Consider the following 21,729-nt stretch of genomic DNA (forward strand, 5'->3'; position numbering starts at 1 on the left):
CAACTTTCACCCTGGCGGCACTACGTACGCGTCGGTGGTCTTCACCTAGATGGGCGGGCTTCACCGACGCGGGAGCAGTGCTCTCGCGACGAAGCTGAGTGCCGTGGCGGGAACAGCCGGAGGTTCGGGGTGTGGCGGTGTGCGAAGTGGCCCGCCGAGGTGCGGGTGAACACACCCAGGTCGGTGGTGTCGGTGGCGACCACGAGGGTGCCGTTCGTGGTGACGAGCGCCGCGTTGGCCGGGGCGTCGGGGAAGGAGTCCGTGGCCGCGCGGTCACCGCTGACGTCCGTCCAGGTCGTGCCGCCGTCCGTGGTCTTCCAGACGTGGCCGTAGCCGGCGCCGGGGCCCTCGTTCCAGTGCCGCGAGAAGCCGTTGATCACCGCGTAGACCGTCTTGCCCGGAGGCGTCGGACGGGTCGATGGTCAGGCCGGAGACGTAGCGGTCGGGGGAGGCGGCGGGCAGGTTCACCTGGTGCCAGGTGCCGCCGTAGTTGGTGGCGATGCCCCCGACCGAAGGTGCCGTCGACCGCGGAGCAGGGGCCGCGACGCGCGGCACAGGGTGGTCACGGACTCGCCGCCGTCTGGTGCGGCAAGTGCACCGGCGTCGTCGATGCGTATGGCCACCACCCGGCCGTCACAGCCGTACAGCCGAGCCGGCGGTATCGCCGGTGGCGATCGCGGCACGCGGGGAGCGGTCCCGGCTGCCGGCGCTGCGGCGATTTCGCCTGCTCGTCATCTCCAGGCCGCCGTGGAGACCACGGTGCGCCAGCCGTGAGCCAGTTCACTGGAGCGCCCCCCTCAACCGGACCTGAAAGAGGGACGCATGTCGAGACGAATGCCAAGCCGCGAGCTCGTCACGCTCATGGCCGTCGGCCTTGCCTGCTCCGTGATGCCGACCACCACGGCATCCGCGGTCGGCAGTCCGCTGACGCTCGCCGTGTTCGGAGACTCGCCGTACGGCCGGTCCGCGTACGCACCCGCGGGCCAGAGCGCCGACACGTCGCAGTTCCAGAAGACCCCGGCGTTCATCGGGACCATCAACGGTGATCCGGCGATCGGCGATGTCATCCACGTGGGCGACATTCACTCGGGGAAGGAGTTCTGCACCGAGGGCTACGACGCCTCGATCGCATCCGTGTGGCAGAGCTTCACGAAGCCGCTCGTCTACACGCCGGGCGACAACGAGTGGGCCGACTGCCACAAGGCGTCGAGCCTCACCTCACCCGGACAAGGCGGAGGCTTCTACGACTCGGCCTCCGGTGGAATCAACTACATCGGCACGAACGGCCTGTCGACCGACCCGGCGGACTGCGCCGGCTACCACTGCGGCAACCCGCTCGACAACCTCGCCGAAGTCCGGAAGGACTTCTTCGCGCAGCCCGGCCAGACCCTCGGCAGCGGGACACTGAACGTGGTGTCCCAGGCCACTGCCTACGACCCGAGGCACCCGGCCGACGCGCAGTACGTCGAGAACGTGAAGTGGGAGCAGAACGACATCGTCTTCGTGACGATCAACGCGCCGGGCGGCTCGAACAACGACGCCGACCCCTGGTACAAGGCGCCGACCGCGACTCAGGCCCAGACCGACGAGCGCACCAACCGTACCGCCGCCGACGTCCGCTGGCTCGGTGCCGCCTTCGCCGACGCGCAGGCCGAACACGCCAAGGCCGTGGTGATCTCGGTGCAGGCCGACATGTGGGACGTCGACGGCAGGACCAAGGACCACCTGACGAACTACGAGCCGATCATCAACCAGGTCGCAGCGAGGACGACCGAGTTCGGCCGCCCCGTGCTGATGCTCAACGGTGACTCGCACCTGTACCGCTCGGACAACCCGCTGTCGCCGACGGCGACGTGCACCGGCGAGACGGATCCGGCCACCGGCGCCAGCGTGTGCGCCCACGACCCGGACAACAACGCGTGGAACGAGCACCCGTACTACAACGTCCCGAACTTCCACCGGATCGTCGTGCACGGCAGCACCACCCCGCTGGAGTGGCTGAAACTGACCGCCGATCCGGACGCCAACTACCCGGTCACCGGCACCACCTACGGCCCCTTCAGCTGGCAGCGGATGCAGCAACCTCAGCTGTGACCCGCTGACCGCACGCCCACCGGCCAGTCCACAACGCCATCTGGTCTGGTCCTGCCGAACGAGTTGGTGCGTGATAGCGGGTGAGGCGTCCTCCCCTGGTGGCCTCACCCGGTGTCTCGCGACGTGCCGCCGGTATGGGCGTAGAGAGTGAACGCTCCTTTGATGACGTTGCCCGCACAGGTCGGCGGGTCGCCGCCGATGCGTACGTAGCCGCTGTTGCGCCGGACGGTGAGGGGCCCGGTGAGCGTCGACTCGCACCAGGGTGAGGGCGAGAGCTCCGTCGGCGGTGACGGGGCCGGTGATCCGGGCGTCCGAGGCGGCGGGCGAGCCACCGGCCGCACTGTCACCCTGCCCTCCTGGCCGCAGCCGGAGGCGATGCAGATCGCCTCCGGCTGCGGCACAGATCGACCCATGCAGCCAGCAGGCGGTCGACGAAGACGAACTTGTGCTTCGCACCGGCCTACAGTCCGCTGCCGCTGCGCTTTCACCACTCGACGGTGGCGCCGACGAGGCTGGTAGCGACGATGCGGGGTGCTTGGACGGGGCTGGTGGAACCCAGGGGCCCTGCCGTCGCGTCAGGTAGCCCCCCGAGCCGATCCCTTCTGCTGGTCACGGCTCGTCTACGGGCGTAGGTCGATCGACAGATCCGCCGTATATCCAGCGGTGCGAGTCTCTTGGAAGCAATGACCGGGTCTACCCAGCACCCGGTTGACGAAGCGACCTCAGGAACAAGTGATGCCCAAGACGGTTGTGCTGTTTTCCGGCGGAGTGGAGTCGACCGTGGTGGCCCACCAGCTCAGCCGGGAGGGTCACGAACTCCGGCTGCTGGCTGTCGACTACGGGCAGCGGCACCGGCGCGAGCACGAGTCCGCCCGCATCATCGCGGACGGACTCGGGGCGACGCTCCGTGTGATCGACATCCGACAGGTGGGTGGTCTGCTGCCCGGGAATTCGCTGACCGACGACAAGGTCGACGTGCCGGACTACGACCCCGCCGTCCGCGGTCGTGAGTTCGTGGTTCCCAACCGAAACGCCATTCTGCTCTCCATCGCCTTCGCGGTGGCAGTCGTCGAGGAGGCGGAACAGGTCGCCATCGGCTCGATAGCCGGTGACGCCCAGACCGGCGACTGCACCAGGGAGTTCCTCGTGGCCTTCAACGTCATGGAACGAGTGGCCACCGCGGAATTCGCGCCGGCCGGCCTGTCCGTGGTGGCTCCCCTGATCGATATGCAGAAGGCCGACGTCATCCGCCTCGGGGAGTCCCTCGGGGTTCGCTGGCAAGAGACGTGGAGCTGCTTCCGAGGCGGCGAGAAGCAGTGTGGTACCTGCGCCACCTGCTACGACCGTCGGACCGCTTTCGCCAAAGCGGGAGTGATGGATCCCACCGAGTATGCAAGGGACTGAATGAATGCTGCGCATCACCAAGGACTTCCAGTTCTCCGCGAGCCACCGACTTGACCACCTGCCCGACGACCACCAGTGCGCACGCCTTCACGGGCACAACTACACCGTTCAGTTGGAGCTCTCCGCGCAATCGCGTGACGAACTCACGCCGGCCGGTTTCGTGCGCGACTACGGTGATCTCGCGGACTTCAAGAAGTGGTTGGACGCGGAGCTCGACCACCGTCACCTCAATGACGTGATCAGTGACAGGAATCCGTCGGCAGAGAACCTGGCGATGTGGATCTTCGATGTGTGGTCCGAGCGGTTCAGCGAGATCAGCGCGGTCCGGGTCTCCGAAACCCCGAAGACCTGGGCGGAGTACCGTCCGTGAGGATCACGACGGACACCGCCGAACTGCGGGACGACATCGCCACGACCCGGCTCGTGGTGAATGAGATCTTCGGCCCCACCGTGCAGGGTGAGGGCCCGTCGGCCGGACGGCGGTGCGCCTTCCTGCGCCTTGGCGGCTGCAACCTGTCCTGCAGGTGGTGCGACACGCCGTACACCTGGGACTGGCAGGGCATCAGCGACACCGGCCGGGCTTTCGATCCCCACGAGGAACTCCGGCTGCGCCTGGCCGACGACGTGCTCGCTGAGTTGCTCGCCATGACGGTACCGCTGGTCGTCATCAGCGGCGGAGAACCCCTGAACCAGCAGAACCGGCTCGTTCCGGTGGTGCGTGGGTTGCGGGACCGGGGTGTGTCGATCGAGATCGAGACGAACGGCACCATCGCCCCCTGTGACGAACTGGTCGGTCTGGGTGTGCGTTTCAACGTCTCACCCAAGCTGGCCCACTCCGGTGATCCGGAGCACCGCCGCATCAGGCCCACGGCGCTGAAAAGGCTTCAGAACACTCCGGACGTGGCATTCAAGTTCGTCTGCAAGACGTCTGACGATCTGGCCGAGGTGGGCCGACTTCAGGAACGGATCGGTCTCGAGCCGGTCTGGATCATGCCAGAAGGAAAAGTCCAGCAGGACGTTACCGACAACCTACAGGCGCTTGCGGACGAGGTGGTGCGGCGAGGGTGGAATCTGACCACCCGGCTGCACGTACTCGCCTGGGGCGACCAGCGAGGAGTATGACAATGGCCGTGACGATGGAGCCCGAGCAGGCCCCCCGTCTGTTCGACCGCCCGGAGGGAACTCCCGACCCGCTCGAAGGACTCGCCCGTCAGCTGCTCATCGAGATCGGCGAGGACCCGGACCGCGAAGGACTGGCCGACACACCACGTCGCTATGCCAAGTGGTGGCGGGAGTTCATCGGGTACGAGGCTGGAAAGACCGAGACCCTCTTCGACAGCATCAGCGACAACCAGCTGGTCTATGTCTCCGGAATTCTGGTCTGGTCGCTCTGTGAACACCATCTCCTCCCGTTCAACTGCAGCCTCACGATTGCCTACCGCAGCGACAAGAACCTGCTCGGCCTTTCCAAGTTCGCCCGCATCGCGCACAAGCACGCGCATCGGCTCCAGGTGCAGGAGCGTCTGGTGTCGGACGTGGCCGACGAGATCGCGCAGATAACGGGTTCCGAGGATGTCGCCGTCATCGGACGCGGTGAGCACCTCTGCATGACGATGCGCGGTATTCGCACGCCGGCCCTGATGACCTCGGCCGCTTTCCGGGGCGCCTTCGAAGGGAACGGCCCGGAGCGCACGCAGCTGCTGATGCTCGCCCAGAATCCCGGTGGCCCGGCCTCGCACTGACAGTGCCGCCGGCCGTCGGTTTCACGACCGGCGGCGGGCACAGCGGGAAGATCCAAGAAAGGGATATCAGTGAACACAGAGATAAACGGGCTGCGCGAGTTCTACCTCGCTCTCGGCGCCGGCGGGCAGACCCTCCTTCAGACCTGGGAACGGGGCGAGGCCCGGGGGGACTCCGTCACTCCGTCGACCTACTCGACCAGGTACCGCGCATGGATGCACGACAAGCTGGTCCGCGCGATGAAGGACGCCGGGACAGACCGTCTGCTGAGTCTTGGCAGCGGCAATGCCGCGGTCGAGCAGGGCATCGTGCAGGCCGGGTACCGGGTCCTGGCCGTCGACGCCGTGCAGGAGGCCGTCGACATCGCCGTGTCGAAGGGCATGGACGGGCTCTGCGCGGACGTCATGACATGGTCGCCTGACGGCGCCTGGCCGGTCATCTACGCAGACGGGCTGCTGGGGCACCTCTACGCCGAAAACGCGGGCCTGTCGGCCTTCTTCGAGCGAATCCACTCCTGGCTGGCCGACCACGGTGGCCGCGGCACCTTCCTCATCTCCAACGACAGCCCGACGAACGCCGTACCGGCTCAGGCCGCGCCCGGGGTGCCCGGTTTCTACTGGCTCTCCGGCGAGTACATGCGTGACCAGGCGCTGGCCGCGGGCTTTTCCGACGCCGACGTCCAGGTCTTCGACTACGAGCGCCCGCTGTCCGGCAAGCGCAGCCGTGCCGTGATCACTGCGAACGTCGCGTTCTGACCACCGACAGGAGAAAGGCCACCATGCCGGCAAGCCAGGCTTTCGAGCGGCGACTTCAACCAGTGCTCGATGCGGCGGCGCGGTGCTTCGGGACCCCGTTCCACATCTACGACGAGCAGGGCATCCACGAGACCTGCACGGCCTTCGACGAGGCGTTCACCGGCACTCCGTACCGGGAGTACTTCGCGGTCAAAGGGCTGCCCAATCCACGGATGCTGAACATCCTGGCCGGCCGCGGGCTGGGCTTCGACTGCAGCTCCGTGCCCGAACTGACTCTTGCTGCCCAGGCGGGGGCGGTGGGGCATGACATCTGCTTCACCTCGAACAACACCAGCAGCGCCGAGCTCCTGGCGGCGCTGAAGCTGGGGGCGCTGATCAACATCGACGACGTCGCGGTCTTCGGCAAGCTGGTGGACCTCGGCCAGGTGCCCGACACCCTGTGCTTCAGGGTCCAGCCGAGCCAGGCCGTCGCCGACACGGGCGAGTCGTACCTCGGCAACGTGGAGTCGGCCAAGTTCGGCATTCCGGTCACCCATCTGGTGGACGTCTGCGCCCGGGCGCAGCGCTGCGGCGTGACCTCCTTCGGCCTGCACATGATGCTCGGCTCGGGCTTCATGTCCACGGAGCCCTTCCTGCGGACGGTCGACCTGCTGCTGGAACAGGCGGAGCGGCTGCGTGCCGAGCTCGGAATCACCGTCGAGTTCATCAACCTCGGCGGCGGGCTGGGCATCCCCTACGAGCCGGACCAGCAGCGCTTCGACCTTGCGGGACTGGGCCGCTCCCTCACGGAACGGCTGCAGGGCTGGGAACGGGAGCACGGCGTGCGACGCCCCCGCATCCTGTTCGAGAGTGGCCGCTTCGTCACCGGTCCGCACGGTGTCCTGGTCACCCGGGTGGTGAACCGGATGAGCAAGGCACGCGAGTACGTCGGTGTGGACGCCGGCATGAGCGCCTTGATGCGTCCTGCCATGTACGGCGCGTACCACCACATCACGGTGCCCGAGGGAGCCGACCGTCCCCTCGAGATCGTGGACGTGGTCGGCTCGTTGTGCGAGAACAACGACAAGTTCGCCAGACGACGGGAGCTGCCCGCCCTCTCCGAGGGCGACTTGGTAGTGATCCACGACACCGGCGCGCACGCTCTGTCCATGGGCTCCACGTACAACGGGCGGCTGCGCCCGCAGGAGCTGTTGCTGTGCTCGAACGGCAGTGTCGAGCGGATCCGGCGGGCGGAGGAGGAGCGGGACTACTTCGCCACGCTCGACTTTCCGCCGCTGCGCATGGCACCCGGAGAACTCCCGGCCGGCGTGTCGTGACGCTCCGAGGAGGACGGAGCCGCGAGGACCTGCTGGTGCTCGCTGCGGAGAGCGGCCACCGGCCGCTGGACCTGTCGCTCGGCGTGCCGGCCGATCCGGCACCGGTCACCGAGACCGGCGCGGTCGCCGCCGGGCCCGCGGCCTATCCCCCCAGCAGGGGCACCGAGGAACTGCGGGCCGCGGCGGCGGGGTATCTGCTGCGCAGGTACGGGGTGACGGTGCCGGTCGACGCCGTGGCTGCCTGCGCGGGCTCGAAGGAGTTCATCTCGACACTGCCGCTCTTCCTGCGCGAGGCGTCGGCTGCCACACGCGAGGGCTCTCGCCGGGACACGGTGCTGTTCCCTTCCCTCGGCTATCCGCCCTACGAACTGGGCATCCGCCTTGCCGGGCTGCGCCCCCACCGCGTCCCCGTCGACGCGGAGTTCCGGATGCGGCTGGATCTGCTGCCCCCGAAGGTGGTGGCCCGAGCGCTGTTCCTGTGGATCAACAGTCCGGCCAATCCCACCGGAGTGGTGGAGCCGCTGGCACCCGTCGTCGCCTGGGGACGGGCCCACGGCGTGCTCGTGGTATCGGACGAAGCCTATGCGGAAGCGACCTGGTGCGACGAGCCACGCACGGTGCTGGCCCACGGCCTGGACGGCGTGCTGGCCGTACACAGCGTCTCCAAGCGGTCCAACGGACCAGGCCTGCGACTGGGCTTCTACGCCGGCGACCCCCGACTGGTGGCCCAGCTGGTCCCTCGTCGGCGGGCTGCCGGACTGATGGCGTCGGATTCCTCGCAGGCGACGGGAACCCGGCTCTTCGCCGACGATCACCACGCGCTCGCGCAGCGCAGACGCAACGCGGGGCGGGTGGCCGAGCTGGTCGCCGAGCTGAACGCGAACGGCCTCCCCTGCACGGCACCCGAAGGCGGACTGTTCGTCTGGGCGCGCGTACCGAGCGGCGACGGAACGGCATTCGCCCGTGCCGCCGCCGCCCGCGCCGGAATCGTGCTGGCGCCGGGAGCGACGTACGGTCCGGCCGGTGCAGGCCATGTCAGGATCGCCGCCGTGCACGACCGCGCCGTCCTCGCACCGCGGCTCGCGCTGCTCGACCGACTTCTCCTCAGCACGCGGGCCGCCGCGAACTGAATAGCGGGCCAAGCCCCATGTGAACCCTACGAGACCCGTACGGCCCCGATGATTGGACGCAGCACGCCGTGGACCTCACCCCAAGCCCGATCTCCGGGACGATCGACGAACTCTGGGAGCGTCGCGCAGGCCTCTCTCCCACCGATGACGAGGCCCGGCGACACGTTTCCGAGGCGATGGAGCAGTTGGACCGAGGCATCGCCCGGGTCGCCGCCGTCTGCAAGGCCACGGGAGAGGTCGTGGTGGACGAGCGGGCCCGGAGGGCGATCCTGCTGGCGTTCCGGGTACTGCCCCTGGAGCAGTCCGAGGCGGGGCCGTTCCGGTACGTCGATCGCCTGCCCCTGAAGCAGGACTTTCCCGGGGTCCGGATCGTGCCGGGTGCGATAGCCCGGTACGGCAGCCACCTCGCCCCGGGCTCCGTGCTCATGCCCAGCTACGTCAACGTGGGGGCCTACGTCGGCCCGGGAACGCTGGTCGACACCTGGGCGACCGTGGGCTCTTGCGCGCAGATCGGGAGCAACGTCCATCTCGCAGGCGGCGTCGGCATCGGCGGCGTACTGGAACCGGTCGGTGCCGTGCCGGTCGTGGTGGAGGACGAGGCGTTCATCGGCTCCCGCTCCGTGATCGTCGAGGGCGCCCGCGTCGGCGAGGGGGCGAAGCTCGGCGCAGGCGTGCTGCTGACGGCAAGCACCCGGGTCTTCGACGCCGAGACCGGGCAGGAACTGTCCCGCGGGCGAGCACCCGCCTGGTCGGTGTGCGTGGGGTCGACCTACACCCGTCAGCTGCCCGGCGGCCAGTTCGGCGCCCCCTGCCTGTTGGTGATCAAGCATCTCCAGGAGGGCGAGCGCCACGACAAGCTGCTGCTCGACGACCTCTTCCGCCGGCACGGCAGCGCCGCCTGACCCCGGCTTCGGCGGCGTCCCCGGGCCCGCCGCCCCCTACTGCTCACAGTGTTCCGTTCCAGGAGGCATCGCCATGAGGAAAGACCTACCCGCAGTCCTGCTGGTGGATCCGGTGCGCAACGGCGCCGGCTACAAAGCCGCCGCCCGCGACCTGGGATTCGCTGTCGCCTCCGTCTACACCCTCGGCTTCAGCACCGACATCCCGGGCCACGACGAGGACGACGACTTCTCACTCCTCCTCGCGGATCCGCACGAAGTGGTGCGCGAGGTCACCGAACTGGGCATCGACGTCAGGGCCGTCGTCCCCGCGATGGAGGCGAGCATCCACCGGGCCGACCAGATCGCCCGTCTCCTCGGTCTGCCGGGCAACGACCCCTCTCTCGCCTGGGCCAGGCGCAACAAGGCGGCGATGCGGGTGCGGGCCCGGGAGGCGGGCCTGTCCATACCCGAGTTCCGCCTTGTGCACACGCTCGAGGAGATCAAAGCCGCCGGCCATGACATCGGCTTTCCGGTCATCAGCAAACCGACCATGGGGTCCTGTTCCCAGGGAGTGACCGTACTCTCGGACGCCGCCGCGCTGGACGCGCTGACGGTCCTGGAGACGCACGACATGTACCGGCAGCCGATCACCGAGTGGTTGGTCGAACAGTACGTCCGCGGACGGGAATTCTCGGTCAACTTCTTCAGCAGCCACGGCGAGCACCGCATCATCGACATGTGGGAGTACCGGCAGCCGGACGGACGGGACTACGACTTCCCGATCTGGGACAACGTGCAGATCGACGACAGCCATCCGGACCACCGGCGGGTCGAGACGTACGTCCGGCAGGTGCTCGACGCCTTCGGTATCGTCCACGGCCCCAGTCACACCGAGGTCAAGTGCACGCCGGAGGGCGTGTACCTGATGGAGATCGGCTCACGGCTTCCGGGCGGCCCCGCCGTGCACATGTGGGCCCAGTACAGCAAAGTACGGGCCTACCGGGACGCCATCACCTGCTATCTGGGCGACCGCCCCGCGATCATGGACGAACCCCTGGAGTTCCGGGCCCGGTACGGCGCCATGGCGATCCGCAACGAAAGGGCGCCCGGCACGCTGGTGGCGATTCACGGCATCGACGCCCTGAAGGGGCATCCGGGCATCGGCGACATCCTGGTGGGGTACCAGCCCGGCGATCACATCCCGGTCACCCGCCAACAGGACGACATCCCCTTCGGCGCCACCGTGTCCGGGGCGGACGAAGAGGAAGTCGTCCGCACCATGGCCTTGATCCGGTCCCTCGTCTCGCTGGAGATCGTCCCTGACCCTCCTGCGAACCTTCCGGTGACGGCGGCCCGTGAGAATGAGATGCCCTGACATGCCGCAGGACACCGCAGGCCACGCAGATGCCGGGGGTGCCGCGGCGGCCGAGGAAGCCGCGCTCCCGGCCGCCCCTGTCCCGTCCGGTCTGCTGGGTGGCTACCACGCGCTCATGACCGCGCCCGGGGCCCGGCGGCTTGCGGCTGCCTCGTTGCTGTCGAAGTTCCCGATCAACATGTTCTCCATCAGCGTCCTGCTGTTGGTGCCGCCCGTGTACTCCATTGGCGCAGCCGGACTGACGATCAGTACGATGCTGCTCGCGAACGCGCTGACCAGCCCGCTGCGGGGCAGGCTCGCGGACCGCTACCCGGCGAAGCTGGTCCTGCTCACCTGCCTGGTCTGCTACCTAGGCGGCCTGGCAGGACTGCTGGTGTCCGTGTCGGTCAGGCTGCCGTTCGCGACGGTCGTCGCGTCCGCCGCCGTCATGGGCATGTGCTTCCCCCCGGTCAGCATCATGCTGCGGACATACTGGCGCGGGGCGGTGGAGGAGCGGCACCAGGGGCCGGCCAACGCGCTGGAGTCCGCGCTGATGGACCTCACACTCATCACCGGCCCCGTCCTGGCCGCCTGGCTCAGTACGGCCCTGTCGCCGATGCTGCCGCTGGTCCTCAGCGGCCCGCTGATGGCCGTCGCGGTGCTGCTGCTGGTCAGCCTGCGCCGGCCGGGCCTCCAACCGGCAGGGAACCCGGCCAGGGACTGGCTGAGGCCACTGCGCCCCGTGACGCTGCGGCGGGTCTTCACCTCTCACGTCCTGTTCTGCGCGGCGCTGGCCGCGACCGAAGTGGTGCTCCCCATCTACGCACAAGAACACGACGCCATCGGGTTCAGCGGTCTGTACCTGGCAGGACTCTCGGTCGGCAGCATGGTGGGAGCCCTGGGCCTGGCGGCTGCCACGCCCGGGATCCGGCGCCGGGTACAACCCGCCGTCCTGCTGGCCGGCTTCGTCGTCGGGGGATGCGTGCTCGCGCTCACCATGCACGCGCCGCCGGCCCTCGTGCTGGTCGTCTGTCCGCTGACCGGTGCCACGATCGGCTCCACCTTCACCGCGCTCTTCACCACGGTGGGCACGCTCACCCCGGCCGGCTGCGAGAACGAGACCCAGGGGTGGATGACCAGCATCACCCAGGTCGGGTTCGCCGTCGGGGCATCGTCGAGTGCCGCGCTGGCCGCCGGACACGACAGTTCTTTCTTCCTGCTCGTCACCGCACCCGCGGCCGGGACGGCGGCGCTGGTCTTTCCCAGAGCGTCCGTATTCGGCACCGCGGCTCGTCGATAGACCCGCGTCACCTCCGCGGATCCACATCAACGCATCACTCGGACCGACAGGTCACAACAGTTGGGAAGACACATGTCCACAACCTTTCCCGTGCTCGATCTCCGAGACGCCGACCGCGGGCCGGCCGCCCGCGCCGCCTTCCTCGAAGAACTGCGCGCGGCCGTCCATGACATCGGCTTCTTCCAGCTCGTCGGCCACGGAGTCGAGGGCGCCGACGAGCTCCTGGACCTGGCCCGGTCCTTCTTCTCGCTTCCGGAGAGCGAGCTCGCCGAGCTGAGCATTCTCAAGTCCCCGCACTTCCGCGGCTACTCCGAGGTGGGCCGCGAGCTCACCAAGGGCGCGCCCGACCGCCGCAGCCAGCTCGACGTCGGACCCGAGCGCGAGGCCACGGTGCCCGGCCCCGACGACCCGCCGTACCTGTGGCTGGCCGGCCCCAACATGTGGCCCGCGAGCATGCCGGAGCTGAAGCCGGCGATCAACCGGTGGATGAGCGAGCTCACCACCGTCTCTCACCGGCTGCTGCGACTGATCCTTGCCGCCCTCGATGCGCCGGAGGACTTCCTCGACCCGGTGGTGAAGTGCGATCCCCAGGTCCACTTCAAGCTGCTGCACTACCCGGGCCGCCCCGACGGCCGGCCCCAGGACGACCAGGGCATCGGCACGCACAAGGACTACGGCCTGCTCACCCTGCTCCTGCAGGACGACTTCGGCGGCCTGCAGGTGTCGGTGAACGAGGGTGAATTCCTCGACGTGCCACCGGTTCCCGGGGCATTCGTGGTGAACCTGGGGGAGCTGCTGGAGGTCGCGACCCGCGGATACCTGCGGGCCACCACCCACCGTGTGGTCAGCCCGCCTCCCGGGGTCCGCCGTTACTCGGCGCCGTTCTTCTTCAACCCCCGGCTGGACGCGACCATGCTGCCGCTGCCGACGCGCGAGGTCCGGGAGGCCGGCGGAGTCGTACAGGACCCGGACAGCCCACTGTCCGACAGCTACGGCAACAACGTCATGCGCGGCATGCTCCGGGCCTTTCCCGACGTGATCGCCGAGCAGCACCCCGAACTGCTGGGCGACCCGGCCCGGTAACAGGAGCCACCGCCCCGGCCGGTCGGCGCCGGGACGTTCCAGCAGCACACACTTCTCGCTGACAGTGGAGATGTCATGCGCTTTCTCGTTACCTGCCAGGCCGCCCGCCCCCTGGAACAGAGCGTGCCCGGTGACCGGGTCCGGTTCCAGCCGGAGTTGGACACGGCGGATGACACAACCGTGGCGGCGTCCCTGCGTGAGGTCCGTCCGCACGTGGTCATCTCGGCCACCACACCGTCGTCGGCCGCACTCCTGGCCTGGCGCGACGCCATGGGCGACGAGCCCGTCGCCGTGGTGCGGATCGGTCCGCCCCGGCAGCTGGAGGAACGCAGGCTTCCCTCCATGGAGGCGGAACCGCAGCATTCACGCCTGCCCTTCGGCATCCCGCTCTTCAGCGTGTCCGGGTGGCCGAGCGGCGCCGGGGCCACGGCGGACCGCGAAGAGGCCATCCTCTTCCGCGCGCTCGCCATCGCCGAGCGCTTCGTCCAGGAGCACCGGGCGGAGCTCGATCGCAGCACGGCGGCGGCCGGGGACCGGAGTGAGAGGGAGCGGGAGAGTGTCCTCGTGGTCGGTGCCGGGGTGGTGAACCTGGTGACCGCTCACACGCTGCTGACAAACGGCTACCGGGTCACCCTCGTGGATGCCGGCCCCGACCCGCGGGAGAACCGGCCCTGGGAGCACTACGGCTGCTCCCGCGGAGGCGGCAACGCGCGCATGTTCACCCTCTCGGAGATGGACGACTACCACGCCGGGCACGCCGAGGACGCGAACAGCAACCTGGTGTTCGACCGTCCCCCTGAGCAGCTGGGCTGGGACGTTCGGCGGGACCCGGCAGCGGTGGCGGGCGATCAGGCATGGGTCCAGGACTTCAAGAGCCCGCCGCGCTGGCTCACCCGTGCCTACAACCATGACATCTTCGGCCTGAACCGGCGCAGCGGAGACCTCTGGAAGGAGTGGATGAAGGAGCAGCCGCACGTCTTCGACGGACTCCACGTGCGCCACGACATCCTGCGGCTCTACCAGGACGAGGCGGATCTCGCCGCCTCCCAGCGTCGTCAGGATGCCATCGGGGCGACGCTGGCCCTGTTCAGCCCCGATGTGGTCCGGGAACGCTTCCCCGCTCTCGCGCAGGCCCGGCGTGCCGCGTTCGCGGGCGCCATCATGGTGCGCGGCTTCACCCTGGACGTCCACCGCTTCATGACCGAGCTCGTCGACCTGCTGGAGGCCGGCGGCGCGGAGCTGTGCTTCAACCAGCGAGCCGAGCGGATCCTTCGTGACCATGCGCAGGTCACCGGCGTACTCACGGGGTCGGGGGTGTTCCACCGGGATCACTACGTCCTCTCACCCGGAGTCGACGGCGGCTCCCTGCTCAGCGACGCCGGGTTGGCCGGACACGTGCACGGAGTGCTCGGTTGCTGGACCACCATTCCGAATACACGGCAGCCGCTGGAGAACTCCCTGAAAGTGGCCCGGCGCGGGCACATCGCCGCAGATGCGAACGTGACCGTCGGTGAGGACGAGAGCGGGCGGCCCGCACTCATGATCGGCTCCGGGTACGGATGGACCGGAGCGGATCCGCGCAACATCGACGAGCGAAAGCTGGAGTCGATCCACGCGGCCGTGGCGGACACCGTCGAACTGCTCTTCCCCGACACCTACCGGAGCATCGGCGGCCGGGACGGCCTGCGTCGGACGGAGAAGTACTGCGTGCGGCCGTGGACCGCCTCGAACCTCGGCATCTTCCAGGCGACAAGAGCAGTGAACGGCGCATTCGTGGTCACAGGCGGTCACAACACCGGAGGCTTCGCCCAAGCGCCGGTCATCGCCGAGGCGGTGCTGCACGCCCTTCGCGGCCGGCACCACCCGATGCACACTCTTTACCACCCCTCGCGGATGCAGCGCGTGCTCGGCGCGGTGCCCGACTCCCTGCCCGCCTGACAGAGACAGAGCGACCATGCAGCACACCCGGAATCACTGGGCCTTCCAAGATGCCGCACACAGGCGGCTGCGCGTCCTGCTGCTGACTTCCGACGACCCCCAGCACGCGTACATACGCCGCCTGCTGGCCGCCAGACTCGAACTGGTCGGCACGGTGGTCGAACCAGGTGCCGCACAGAAGCGCCGGCTGCGGACCAAGCGCCGCTACTACGACCTCGCCTTCCGCGTCTACCAGGGCTGGCGGCAGCGGATCACCGGGCGTGCCCGGTGGCGCAGCGGGTACTTCGCCCGGCTCTCCGCAGAACTACCGCGCGCCACCTCGGTGATCCACCGGGTGGAGTCCATCAACAGCGCTGCCACGAGGGAACTGGTCACGACGCTGGCCCCGGACCTCACGGTCGTGTGCGGCACGGGTGTCCTGGGCAAGCGCATCATCGAGCAGACCCCGGGCTTGATGGTCAACATCCACGGGGGCTGGCTGCCTGAATACAAGGGAAACCACGGCGTCTATTTCGCCTACCTCAACAGGGACTGGTCGCGCATCGGTGCCACGGTGCACATGGTGTCTCCCACTCTGGACGCGGGCCCGGTGTTTGCCCAGGTGGCACCCGACATGCGGCCGGGTGACGACGACGAGAGGCTCTACAGCCGCTCGGTGCACCAAGCGGCCGTCCTGCTCACGGAGTTGGCGCTCGACCTGGAAAAGGGCGCCGTACTCACTGCGGCGGCCCAGCCGGACCGGGGGAACACCTACAGGCACCGGGACCGCACTCCGGTCGTCGAGTTCCGCCTCTGGCTTCGGCGTCTGCGGCGTCGGCATCTCGTCCCGCTCCAGGCGGGCAACACGATCACCGTATCGCCTGGCGGGACGGCTGGCCCACCCAGTCGTCAGCGCCCCCATGCCGTGGGACTCGGCAAGGAGTGGCCGTCGTAGCCGACCGCCGCTTCGGGTGTGCGTCCGGATTCAGGCGGCTCTTGGCCCGAACCTGATGCCGGCGGATGTGTCGTTGACCGCGGACACCCGCACCGGCATGGCTTCAGGCATCGGGACGGGCGGTCCGGCGTCCGGACGCCGGACCGGGGTGGGATGGTGTGTTCCGTCAGGCGCGCTCGAACGTGGGCACGCACAGCGCCGTTTCCGAGGCGAGGACGAAGCGGGCACGGGCCGCCGACCAGGAGTCGCCCGCCGCAACTGCGACTCTGGCCACCACTTCGGCGATCGGGGCGACCTGCTCGTAGCGTATATGGCACCGGAAGCGGTTCAGAGCGATGAGCAGGTCGGCTGCCTTGCGCAAGCGTGCCCGGTGGCCCGGGCCGGTGGACCGCGTGGCTTCCATGGCGGCAGCCATCGCACTCTCGGCTTCGGAGGCGATCCAGTCTCGGGCAGCGTCCGCGTCGGTGAACCTGAGCCCTCCGACCGTATCGAGTACCCATGCGTGCTCGAGTGGGTCTGTCGGTGTCGCCCATGTGGCGGCCGCCCCCGCGGTCGACACCAGGAAGGCGAGCAGCCGGTCGTGTGCCTCTTGCGCCCCGGAGCAGTCCGCGGCTCTGATCCGCGTCCGGGCGAAGTCGCGCAGGAGGCTGTGGTGCCGGTAGCGGTTCGGCGCGACCACGCTCAGCATGGCCGCGTCCACCAGCGACTCGAGCAGTTCCTCGGCGACGTGCTCGTCCACCGCCAGCGCGGCTGCGGCGGAGGAGGCACTTATGTCCGGTTCGCCGACGGCGGCAACGAGGAGGAACGCGTGTGCCTCACGCGTTGACAACTGACGATAGCTGAGTTCGAAGCACGCATGGACGTCGAGGTCGCCGATCTGCATGGCTGTTCGCCGAGCCTTCTGGTCGGCGAGGCGGTCGGCCATCATCCGCATGGTCCAGGTCGGCCTGGAGGCGAGTCTGTTCGCGACTATCCGGATGGCCAACGGCAGCAGGCCGCAGCGGGAGACCAGGGAGCGGGCGGCCTCCGGCTCGGCCGCCACCCGGTCAGGGCCGCACACACTCGCCAACAGCGCGACAGCCTCGTCCGGGATCAGCACATCCAGGTCCACATGCGCCACCGTGGGCAGACTGAAGATCCGAGGCCGGCCGGTGACCAAGACCGCACAGCCATTCGATCCGGGCAGGAGCGGCCGGACCTGTGAGGCGTCCCGGGCGTCGTCCAGCAGGACCAGGACGCGCCGTCCGTCCACCAGCGACCGGTACAGTCTGGCGCGGTCCTCCAGACTGTCGGGGACCTGGTCCCCGGGGACGCCCAGTGAGGCCAGAAAGCTGCCGAGCACCGCGTCCGGGCGGGCCGGTGAGGGCCCGCTGCCGCCCAGGTCGGCGTACAACTGGCCGTCGGTGAACTGTGGCTTGAGCAGGTGGGCGACGTGCAGGGCCACAGCGGTCTTGCCGACGCCGCCCATGCCGGAGATCCTGGCCACCGGCATTGCGCCTTCACATCCGCCGCCGATCGTGTTCCGAAGCCTGGAGACGGCCTCGGCGCGCCCGGTGAAGTCTGCTGGACGAGGCGGTAGTTGCGCCGGAACCGGCGCAATGACGGGGCGGCGGCTGGCAGTGTCCGAGGCTGCCGACGATGCGGCCGCGGTGCGCTGAACGGCGTCCAGCGCCGGGTCGTTCCGCAGTATTCGCTGGTGCAGGGAGCGTAGTTCGTGGCTGGGGTCGACGCCCAACTCCTCTCCCAACCGTCGCCGAAGCCGCTCGAAGACGTCCAGCGCCGCGGCCTGCTGTCCGTCGGCATACAGCGCTCGCATCAACTGGCCGTGCCCGCGCTCGCGCAGGGGGTGCTCGGTCACGAAGGCGTTGAGGTCGGGAATCGCGAGGGCGTGCCGGCCCAGGAGGAGATCCAGGTCGAAGCACTCCTCCACGAGCGCGAGCCGTAACGCGTCCAGCCGGGAGCGCTGCTGCTTCGCGAATGGCCCGGGGACCTTCGCCAGCGGTTCGCCCTGCCACAGGTCCAGGGCCTGCACCACCAGAGTGCGGGCCGTCTCGAATCCCCCGGTGTCGCGTGCTCGGGTCGCTTCGTCGGCCAGTTTCTCGGCGCGAAGGACGTCCAGCTGATCGGGTCCGACCGTCATCCGGTATCCGGTGCCGACCGAGACGACAGTAGGAGCCTTGGCGCGTTCCTCGCCCTGCCGTTCGCCCAGGTCCCTGCGCAGTCGCCAGGCGTACGTGCGCACGGCGGGGACTGCGGTCTCCGGTGCCTGCGGGCCCCAGACGGAATCGACGATCCCGTCGACCGAGACGGCACGGCCCGCTCGCAGGAGCAGGCAGACGAGCACGGCCTGCTGTTGCGGGGGGCCGACGGCGAGCTCTGATTCTCCGAGATGCGCTCGCGTGTGGCCGAGTAGCTGATAGTGAATATCTGCTGTCATTTCAATCTCCGCACGTCCAAAGAGCCTTCTGGACCTGCTCTGTCGTGTTGCGGTGCACAGGGCCGGTCTTGAGTCGGCGCCCTTGGGCCTGTCGATTGTTTCGGCGGGACACATCCCCGAACAGCGCTGTTGACGTCAGGGAGTGCCGCCCATGCTGCATCTGCAGCCACTACCGAGGCCGAACCTCTTACGCCTGGCAGCCGTTGACGGTCGCCGCGAGGTCGTCCATGGCGTCCTTGATGGCGTTCGGGTCGGCCATGGCGCCGTTCTCGACGAAGGAGAACACCTTCCACCGGCCGTCCTTGCCCTGAGTCAGACCGCTCAGCGCGAGGGCGCCGGTGAGGGTGCCGGTCTTCGCGTGCACCTTGCCCACCGCGCACTTGGACTTGGCGTCGTCGAAGCGGCCGTACTCCGGGCCGAGCGTGCTGCCGGCCTCGCCGGAGACGGGCAGGCCGTCGAGGACGGAGCCGAGGGTGTGCGCGTAGCGGGGCTGCGTCAGCAGTTCGAGGATCTGCGCGAGGGTGGTGGCCGGGATGCGGTCGGCCCGGGACAGGCCGCTGCCATCGTGGAGTTCGAAGTTGTCGAGCGAAACGCCGTACACCCGGTGCAGCACCTGGCGTACGACCTTGGTGCCGCCCGCGAAGGTCGCCGGGCTGCCGGAACCCAGGGCCGTCATCCGCAGCAGGGTCTCGGCCATGTTGTTGTCGCTGTGCTTGAGCATGGTGCGGACGATGTCCGACAGCGGCGCCGACTTGTGCTGGGCCACCGGAACGTCCGTCGGGCGTGCGAGGGCGCGGGTGACGTCGCCGGTGACCGTGACGCCGTCCGCGGCGAGTTGCCTGGCGAAGACCTGCCCGGCGTCGATGGAGGTGTCCTGGACGCCGTGCCCGTCGACGACCAGGGCGCGGACCGGGGCGACGGTGTCGGGGTAGTAGCCGTCGTTCCAGCCCTTGGCCAGGGTCGGCTCCGGGAACAGGCTGTCGTCGACGCTGACCTTCACGGTGGTCCGGCCCGCGGCCTTGAGTCCGGCGATCGCGGTCTTCGCCAACTCAGCGAGGTCGGTGGTGGTCAGGGTGCGGTCGCCGCCCCCGACGAGGGTCAGGGTGCCGTGGCCGTAGACGACCTTCGTGGTGAACCGGTGCTGAGGGCCGAGCACGGTCAGGGCGGCGGCCGAAGTGGCGAGCTTGGCGTTGGACGCCGGCATCAGCGCGGTAGAGGCGTTGTGGCCCCAGACGGTGGTGTCCGAGTCCGCGTCGAGTACCACGCCGCTCACGTTCGAGCCCAGCCGCTGATCAAGTACCCGTGCCTCCAGGTTCTTGGCCATCTGCCGGTCGTCGGTGCCCCGGCCGTGGGCTTTGGCCGTCGTGCCGTCACCCTTTTGGGCGGCAAAGGCGGAGGGGCCCGTCACGGCGGCGGACGCCACGGGCACGGCCATGGCGAGGACGAGGGTCCGGCGCAGGCCGGTTCCCGTGCCGATCTGTCTGGGCTTGCGGTGCCGGCGCCGGCCCCCCGGCAGGAAGGTGCTGTCGGGTGTCTTGGCAGTCATTTCGGTCATCGGGCTTCGAAGCTTTCAGGAGTGGGGGCCTTGCTGAGCGGACAGCCGGTAGGGACAGGAAGTGGCTGAACTGACGGGGTGGGCGGGGAACTTGCTCAGCGGTACGGATTCTTCGAATACATCCGACCCGTGGACGCCGACGATCCCCATGCGCGACTCGCGCGTCGACACCCTGGCCGTCACCGGCGTGGTACGCGAAACCTTGGAACGGTACGGTCGGCGTGCTCGCGCCACGCCGCCGGTTCGGAATCAGTGGTTGTCGGTGACCACCTGGCGCGTATAGCACACGGAGTCCGGGTCCGCGCTCGCGCCCTGCCAGCCCTTGATCTCCACGCGCGCGCCGGGCTTGATGGCGTCGTACACCCATTTCCCGTCCTGGGGCCTGAGGGGGATGGAGCCGGCGCCGGCGTTGTGACCGATGCTGTTGAGACCGGCGGCGGGGTCCAGCGCCCACATCAGCGGCCGCTCCTGGTGATGGCGGTCGGTGAAGGTGACCGCCCACTGCAGGCGGGGCACATACTTGGTGAAACTGTTGGGAGACAGCGTGAGGAGGGGGTACTTGGCGGTGACCGTGACCGCCTTCTCGCCGATCGGGCAGTTCTCCATCAGCCCGCTGATGGGGAACCTCCTGCCCTTGAAGGTCAGTGTGTGGGCCTCCAGATCGATCGTCACCCGCTGGACGGGCGTCGGGGCGGGTGTGGGGGTGCGGGACACGGACGTCGCAGGGGGTGCGGACGCCCCGGTGGCGGAGTCGAGGGCGCCGTAGGTGACGGCGGTGAGGGCCGCTGCCGCCAGCGCGCCGGTGGCGAGCAGAACGCGTCGGCCGCTGCGGCGGCGTTGCGCCCGGATCCTCGCCTGTGCCCCCGTGGCCGGTGCCGCGCCCTGCGCGGCCAGGCCGCGGAGCCGGGCCGACAGGTCCGTCTCGATCAGGGCATGCGGTGGTAGCTGGTCAGACACAGGCTTCCTCCGTGGAGTTGGTTTCCTCGCTCACCAGGTGAGCGGCGAGTGCCGAACGTCCGCGTGAAAGACGTGCCTTGATGGTGCCGACGGACGCGCCGCTCTCGGCGGCTATCTGCTCCACGCTCAGATCGCACAGGTGATGCAGCACGATCGCGGTCCGCTGGGCCTCCGGCAGGCGCCGCAACGCGGCGACCAACGCCACGTGATCCGGAGTCGGTTCGGGCACCGGCCGGGGCACCGAGTCGCCCCGTACCAGCTCCCACCAGCGGCGTGCCCGCCGCCAGCGGCTCATCGCCAGACGGTGTGCCACCGTGCGGATCCACGCCTCCGGATCCCGGTCGCCGTTCAGGACGGACGAACGCCGCTCCCAAGCGCGTGCGAACGCCTCCTGGACCACGTCCTGGGCTTCGGCGTAGTCGCCCGTCAGGGCGTACAGCTGGCCGACCAGACGCGGGCAGGCAGCCGTGTAGAAGAGGTCGAACTCGTCCTCGGTCACCTTGTCGTGCTCTCTTCTTACGGCGCACGGCGCGTGTGACAGGCCGGTGCGGTGGGGCCATACGGTGGGTGTGGCAGCGGTCATGCGGTCGTGGTCTGTCCGGTGGTGCTGTGCTCGAGCCACTGCTTCCAGGTCAGGTTCCAGTCGCCGTAGCCGTTGCCGGCGGCGACGGTGGTCTTGTCCGACCCGGTGACCGTGATGACGTCGCCGACCCGTACCTGGTCGTAGAAGCGCTTGGCGGTGCCGTCGGTGGCGAGGCCGACACAGCCGTGGGTGACGTTACGGTGCCCGGCCTCGGTGTCCGCCCGAGGGTTCTGGTGCACGTACGTCCCCGACGTCGTCAGGTGCACGG

The 21,729-nt window shown here is 69.1% G+C and carries 20 protein-coding genes; 14 read left to right on the forward strand and 6 right to left on the reverse strand.

What is annotated here, in order from left to right; genetic code table 11:
- Nucleotides 1-41 precede the first annotated feature (41 nt).
- Nucleotides 42-380 (reverse strand): hypothetical protein, encoded by a 339-nt coding sequence (locus ACZ7GZ_RS20130; protein WP_471025871.1) that lies wholly within the window; start codon nucleotides 378-380, stop codon nucleotides 42-44.
- A gap of 442 nt (nucleotides 381-822) precedes the next feature.
- On the opposite strand from ACZ7GZ_RS20130, the gene ACZ7GZ_RS20135 reads away from it, so the two are divergent.
- From ACZ7GZ_RS20135 to ACZ7GZ_RS20200, 14 genes are all read left to right on the forward strand, one after another.
- The gene (locus ACZ7GZ_RS20135; RefSeq protein WP_471025874.1) at nucleotides 823-2,094 is read left to right on the forward strand and encodes a hypothetical protein; all 1,272 of its coding nucleotides are present in this window, start codon (nucleotides 823-825) and stop codon (nucleotides 2,092-2,094) included.
- A 735-nt stretch (nucleotides 2,095-2,829) separates the two neighbouring features.
- Nucleotides 2,830-3,498 carry a 7-cyano-7-deazaguanine synthase QueC gene (queC, locus tag ACZ7GZ_RS20140; RefSeq protein ID WP_471025877.1) on the forward strand — a complete coding sequence of 223 codons (669 nt, stop codon included), beginning with the start codon at nucleotides 2,830-2,832 and terminating at the stop codon, nucleotides 3,496-3,498.
- A gap of 4 nt (nucleotides 3,499-3,502) precedes the next feature.
- On the forward strand, nucleotides 3,503-3,868 hold the full coding sequence (locus tag ACZ7GZ_RS20145; protein ID WP_471025879.1) for a 6-pyruvoyl trahydropterin synthase family protein: 366 nt from the start codon (nucleotides 3,503-3,505) through the stop codon (nucleotides 3,866-3,868).
- Nucleotides 3,865-4,620: a 7-carboxy-7-deazaguanine synthase QueE gene (locus tag ACZ7GZ_RS20150; RefSeq protein WP_471025882.1), complete on the forward strand. Its 756-nt coding sequence runs from the start codon at nucleotides 3,865-3,867 to the stop codon at nucleotides 4,618-4,620. Before ACZ7GZ_RS20145 ends, ACZ7GZ_RS20150 begins: the two co-directional genes overlap by 4 nt.
- 14 nt (nucleotides 4,621-4,634) lie before the next feature.
- Nucleotides 4,635-5,240 carry a GTP cyclohydrolase I gene (folE, locus tag ACZ7GZ_RS20155; protein WP_471025884.1) on the forward strand — a complete coding sequence of 202 codons (606 nt, stop codon included), beginning with the start codon at nucleotides 4,635-4,637 and terminating at the stop codon, nucleotides 5,238-5,240.
- 69 nt (nucleotides 5,241-5,309) lie between these two features.
- Nucleotides 5,310-5,993: a class I SAM-dependent methyltransferase gene (locus tag ACZ7GZ_RS20160; protein WP_471025887.1), complete on the forward strand. Its 684-nt coding sequence runs from the start codon at nucleotides 5,310-5,312 to the stop codon at nucleotides 5,991-5,993.
- A gap of 23 nt (nucleotides 5,994-6,016) precedes the next feature.
- Complete coding sequence (lysA, locus tag ACZ7GZ_RS20165; RefSeq protein ID WP_471025889.1) at nucleotides 6,017-7,309, forward strand: diaminopimelate decarboxylase; 1,293 nt, start codon at nucleotides 6,017-6,019, stop codon at nucleotides 7,307-7,309.
- A 35-nt stretch (nucleotides 7,310-7,344) separates the two neighbouring features.
- Complete coding sequence (locus tag ACZ7GZ_RS20170; protein WP_471025891.1) at nucleotides 7,345-8,439, forward strand: aminotransferase class I/II-fold pyridoxal phosphate-dependent enzyme; 1,095 nt, start codon at nucleotides 7,345-7,347, stop codon at nucleotides 8,437-8,439.
- 68 nt (nucleotides 8,440-8,507) lie between these two features.
- Entirely contained in the window at nucleotides 8,508-9,341 is an 834-nt protein-coding gene (locus ACZ7GZ_RS20175; protein WP_471025893.1) for a 2,3,4,5-tetrahydropyridine-2,6-dicarboxylate N-succinyltransferase, read from the forward strand.
- Between the two features lie 73 nt (nucleotides 9,342-9,414).
- The gene (locus ACZ7GZ_RS20180) at nucleotides 9,415-10,695 is read left to right on the forward strand and encodes an ATP-grasp domain-containing protein (RefSeq protein WP_471025895.1); all 1,281 of its coding nucleotides are present in this window, start codon (nucleotides 9,415-9,417) and stop codon (nucleotides 10,693-10,695) included.
- Between the two features lies 1 nt (nucleotide 10,696).
- Nucleotides 10,697-11,974: an MFS transporter gene (locus ACZ7GZ_RS20185; protein ID WP_471025898.1), complete on the forward strand. Its 1,278-nt coding sequence runs from the start codon at nucleotides 10,697-10,699 to the stop codon at nucleotides 11,972-11,974.
- A gap of 72 nt (nucleotides 11,975-12,046) precedes the next feature.
- The gene (locus tag ACZ7GZ_RS20190) at nucleotides 12,047-13,057 is read left to right on the forward strand and encodes an isopenicillin N synthase family dioxygenase (RefSeq protein ID WP_471025901.1); all 1,011 of its coding nucleotides are present in this window, start codon (nucleotides 12,047-12,049) and stop codon (nucleotides 13,055-13,057) included.
- Nucleotides 13,058-13,132: 75 nt separating this feature from the next.
- The gene (locus tag ACZ7GZ_RS20195) at nucleotides 13,133-14,995 is read left to right on the forward strand and encodes an NAD(P)/FAD-dependent oxidoreductase (RefSeq protein WP_471025904.1); all 1,863 of its coding nucleotides are present in this window, start codon (nucleotides 13,133-13,135) and stop codon (nucleotides 14,993-14,995) included.
- A 16-nt stretch (nucleotides 14,996-15,011) separates the two neighbouring features.
- On the forward strand, nucleotides 15,012-15,929 hold the full coding sequence (locus ACZ7GZ_RS20200) for a formyl transferase (protein ID WP_471025906.1): 918 nt from the start codon (nucleotides 15,012-15,014) through the stop codon (nucleotides 15,927-15,929).
- A gap of 166 nt (nucleotides 15,930-16,095) precedes the next feature.
- Here the strand turns inward: ACZ7GZ_RS20200 and ACZ7GZ_RS20205 are convergent, their stop codons facing one another.
- The 5 genes from ACZ7GZ_RS20205 to ACZ7GZ_RS20225 form a co-directional block, all read right to left on the reverse strand.
- On the reverse strand, nucleotides 16,096-18,366 hold the full coding sequence (locus ACZ7GZ_RS20205; RefSeq protein WP_471025908.1) for an AfsR/SARP family transcriptional regulator: 2,271 nt from the start codon (nucleotides 18,364-18,366) through the stop codon (nucleotides 16,096-16,098).
- A 187-nt stretch (nucleotides 18,367-18,553) separates the two neighbouring features.
- The gene (gene dacB, locus ACZ7GZ_RS20210; RefSeq protein ID WP_471025911.1) at nucleotides 18,554-19,921 is read right to left on the reverse strand and encodes a D-alanyl-D-alanine carboxypeptidase/D-alanyl-D-alanine endopeptidase; all 1,368 of its coding nucleotides are present in this window, start codon (nucleotides 19,919-19,921) and stop codon (nucleotides 18,554-18,556) included.
- 249 nt (nucleotides 19,922-20,170) lie between these two features.
- A complete protein-coding gene (locus ACZ7GZ_RS20215; RefSeq protein WP_471025914.1) occupies nucleotides 20,171-20,878 on the reverse strand; it encodes a L,D-transpeptidase family protein in 708 nt (235 codons plus the stop codon).
- On the reverse strand, nucleotides 20,871-21,377 hold the full coding sequence (locus tag ACZ7GZ_RS20220; RefSeq protein WP_471025924.1) for a SigE family RNA polymerase sigma factor: 507 nt from the start codon (nucleotides 21,375-21,377) through the stop codon (nucleotides 20,871-20,873). The genes ACZ7GZ_RS20215 and ACZ7GZ_RS20220 overlap by 8 nt, the downstream gene beginning before the upstream one ends.
- Before the next feature lie 80 nt (nucleotides 21,378-21,457).
- Nucleotides 21,458-21,729: L,D-transpeptidase family protein (locus ACZ7GZ_RS20225; protein WP_471025918.1), on the reverse strand; the 272-nt coding region annotated here is incomplete at its 5' end.

Source organism: Streptomyces sp. NPDC037288, assembly GCF_055603265.1.

Coding starts and splice junctions, on each gene's coding strand:
- lysA (WP_471025889.1), top strand. CDS start 6,017: ATGCCGGCAAGCCAGGCTTTCGAGCGGCGACTTCAACCAGTGCTCGAT.
- folE (WP_471025884.1), top strand. CDS start 4,635: ATGGAGCCCGAGCAGGCCCCCCGTCTGTTCGACCGCCCGGAGGGAACT.
- queC (WP_471025877.1), top strand. CDS start 2,830: ATGCCCAAGACGGTTGTGCTGTTTTCCGGCGGAGTGGAGTCGACCGTG.
- ACZ7GZ_RS20135 (WP_471025874.1), top strand. CDS start 823: ATGTCGAGACGAATGCCAAGCCGCGAGCTCGTCACGCTCATGGCCGTC.
- ACZ7GZ_RS20190 (WP_471025901.1), top strand. CDS start 12,047: ATGTCCACAACCTTTCCCGTGCTCGATCTCCGAGACGCCGACCGCGGG.
- ACZ7GZ_RS20145 (WP_471025879.1), top strand. CDS start 3,503: ATGCTGCGCATCACCAAGGACTTCCAGTTCTCCGCGAGCCACCGACTT.
- ACZ7GZ_RS20180 (WP_471025895.1), top strand. CDS start 9,415: ATGAGGAAAGACCTACCCGCAGTCCTGCTGGTGGATCCGGTGCGCAAC.
- ACZ7GZ_RS20205 (WP_471025908.1), bottom strand. CDS start 18,366: ATGACAGCAGATATTCACTATCAGCTACTCGGCCACACGCGAGCGCAT.
- dacB (WP_471025911.1), bottom strand. CDS start 19,921: ATGACCGAAATGACTGCCAAGACACCCGACAGCACCTTCCTGCCGGGG.
- ACZ7GZ_RS20195 (WP_471025904.1), top strand. CDS start 13,133: ATGCGCTTTCTCGTTACCTGCCAGGCCGCCCGCCCCCTGGAACAGAGC.
- ACZ7GZ_RS20185 (WP_471025898.1), top strand. CDS start 10,697: ATGCCGCAGGACACCGCAGGCCACGCAGATGCCGGGGGTGCCGCGGCG.
- ACZ7GZ_RS20200 (WP_471025906.1), top strand. CDS start 15,012: ATGCAGCACACCCGGAATCACTGGGCCTTCCAAGATGCCGCACACAGG.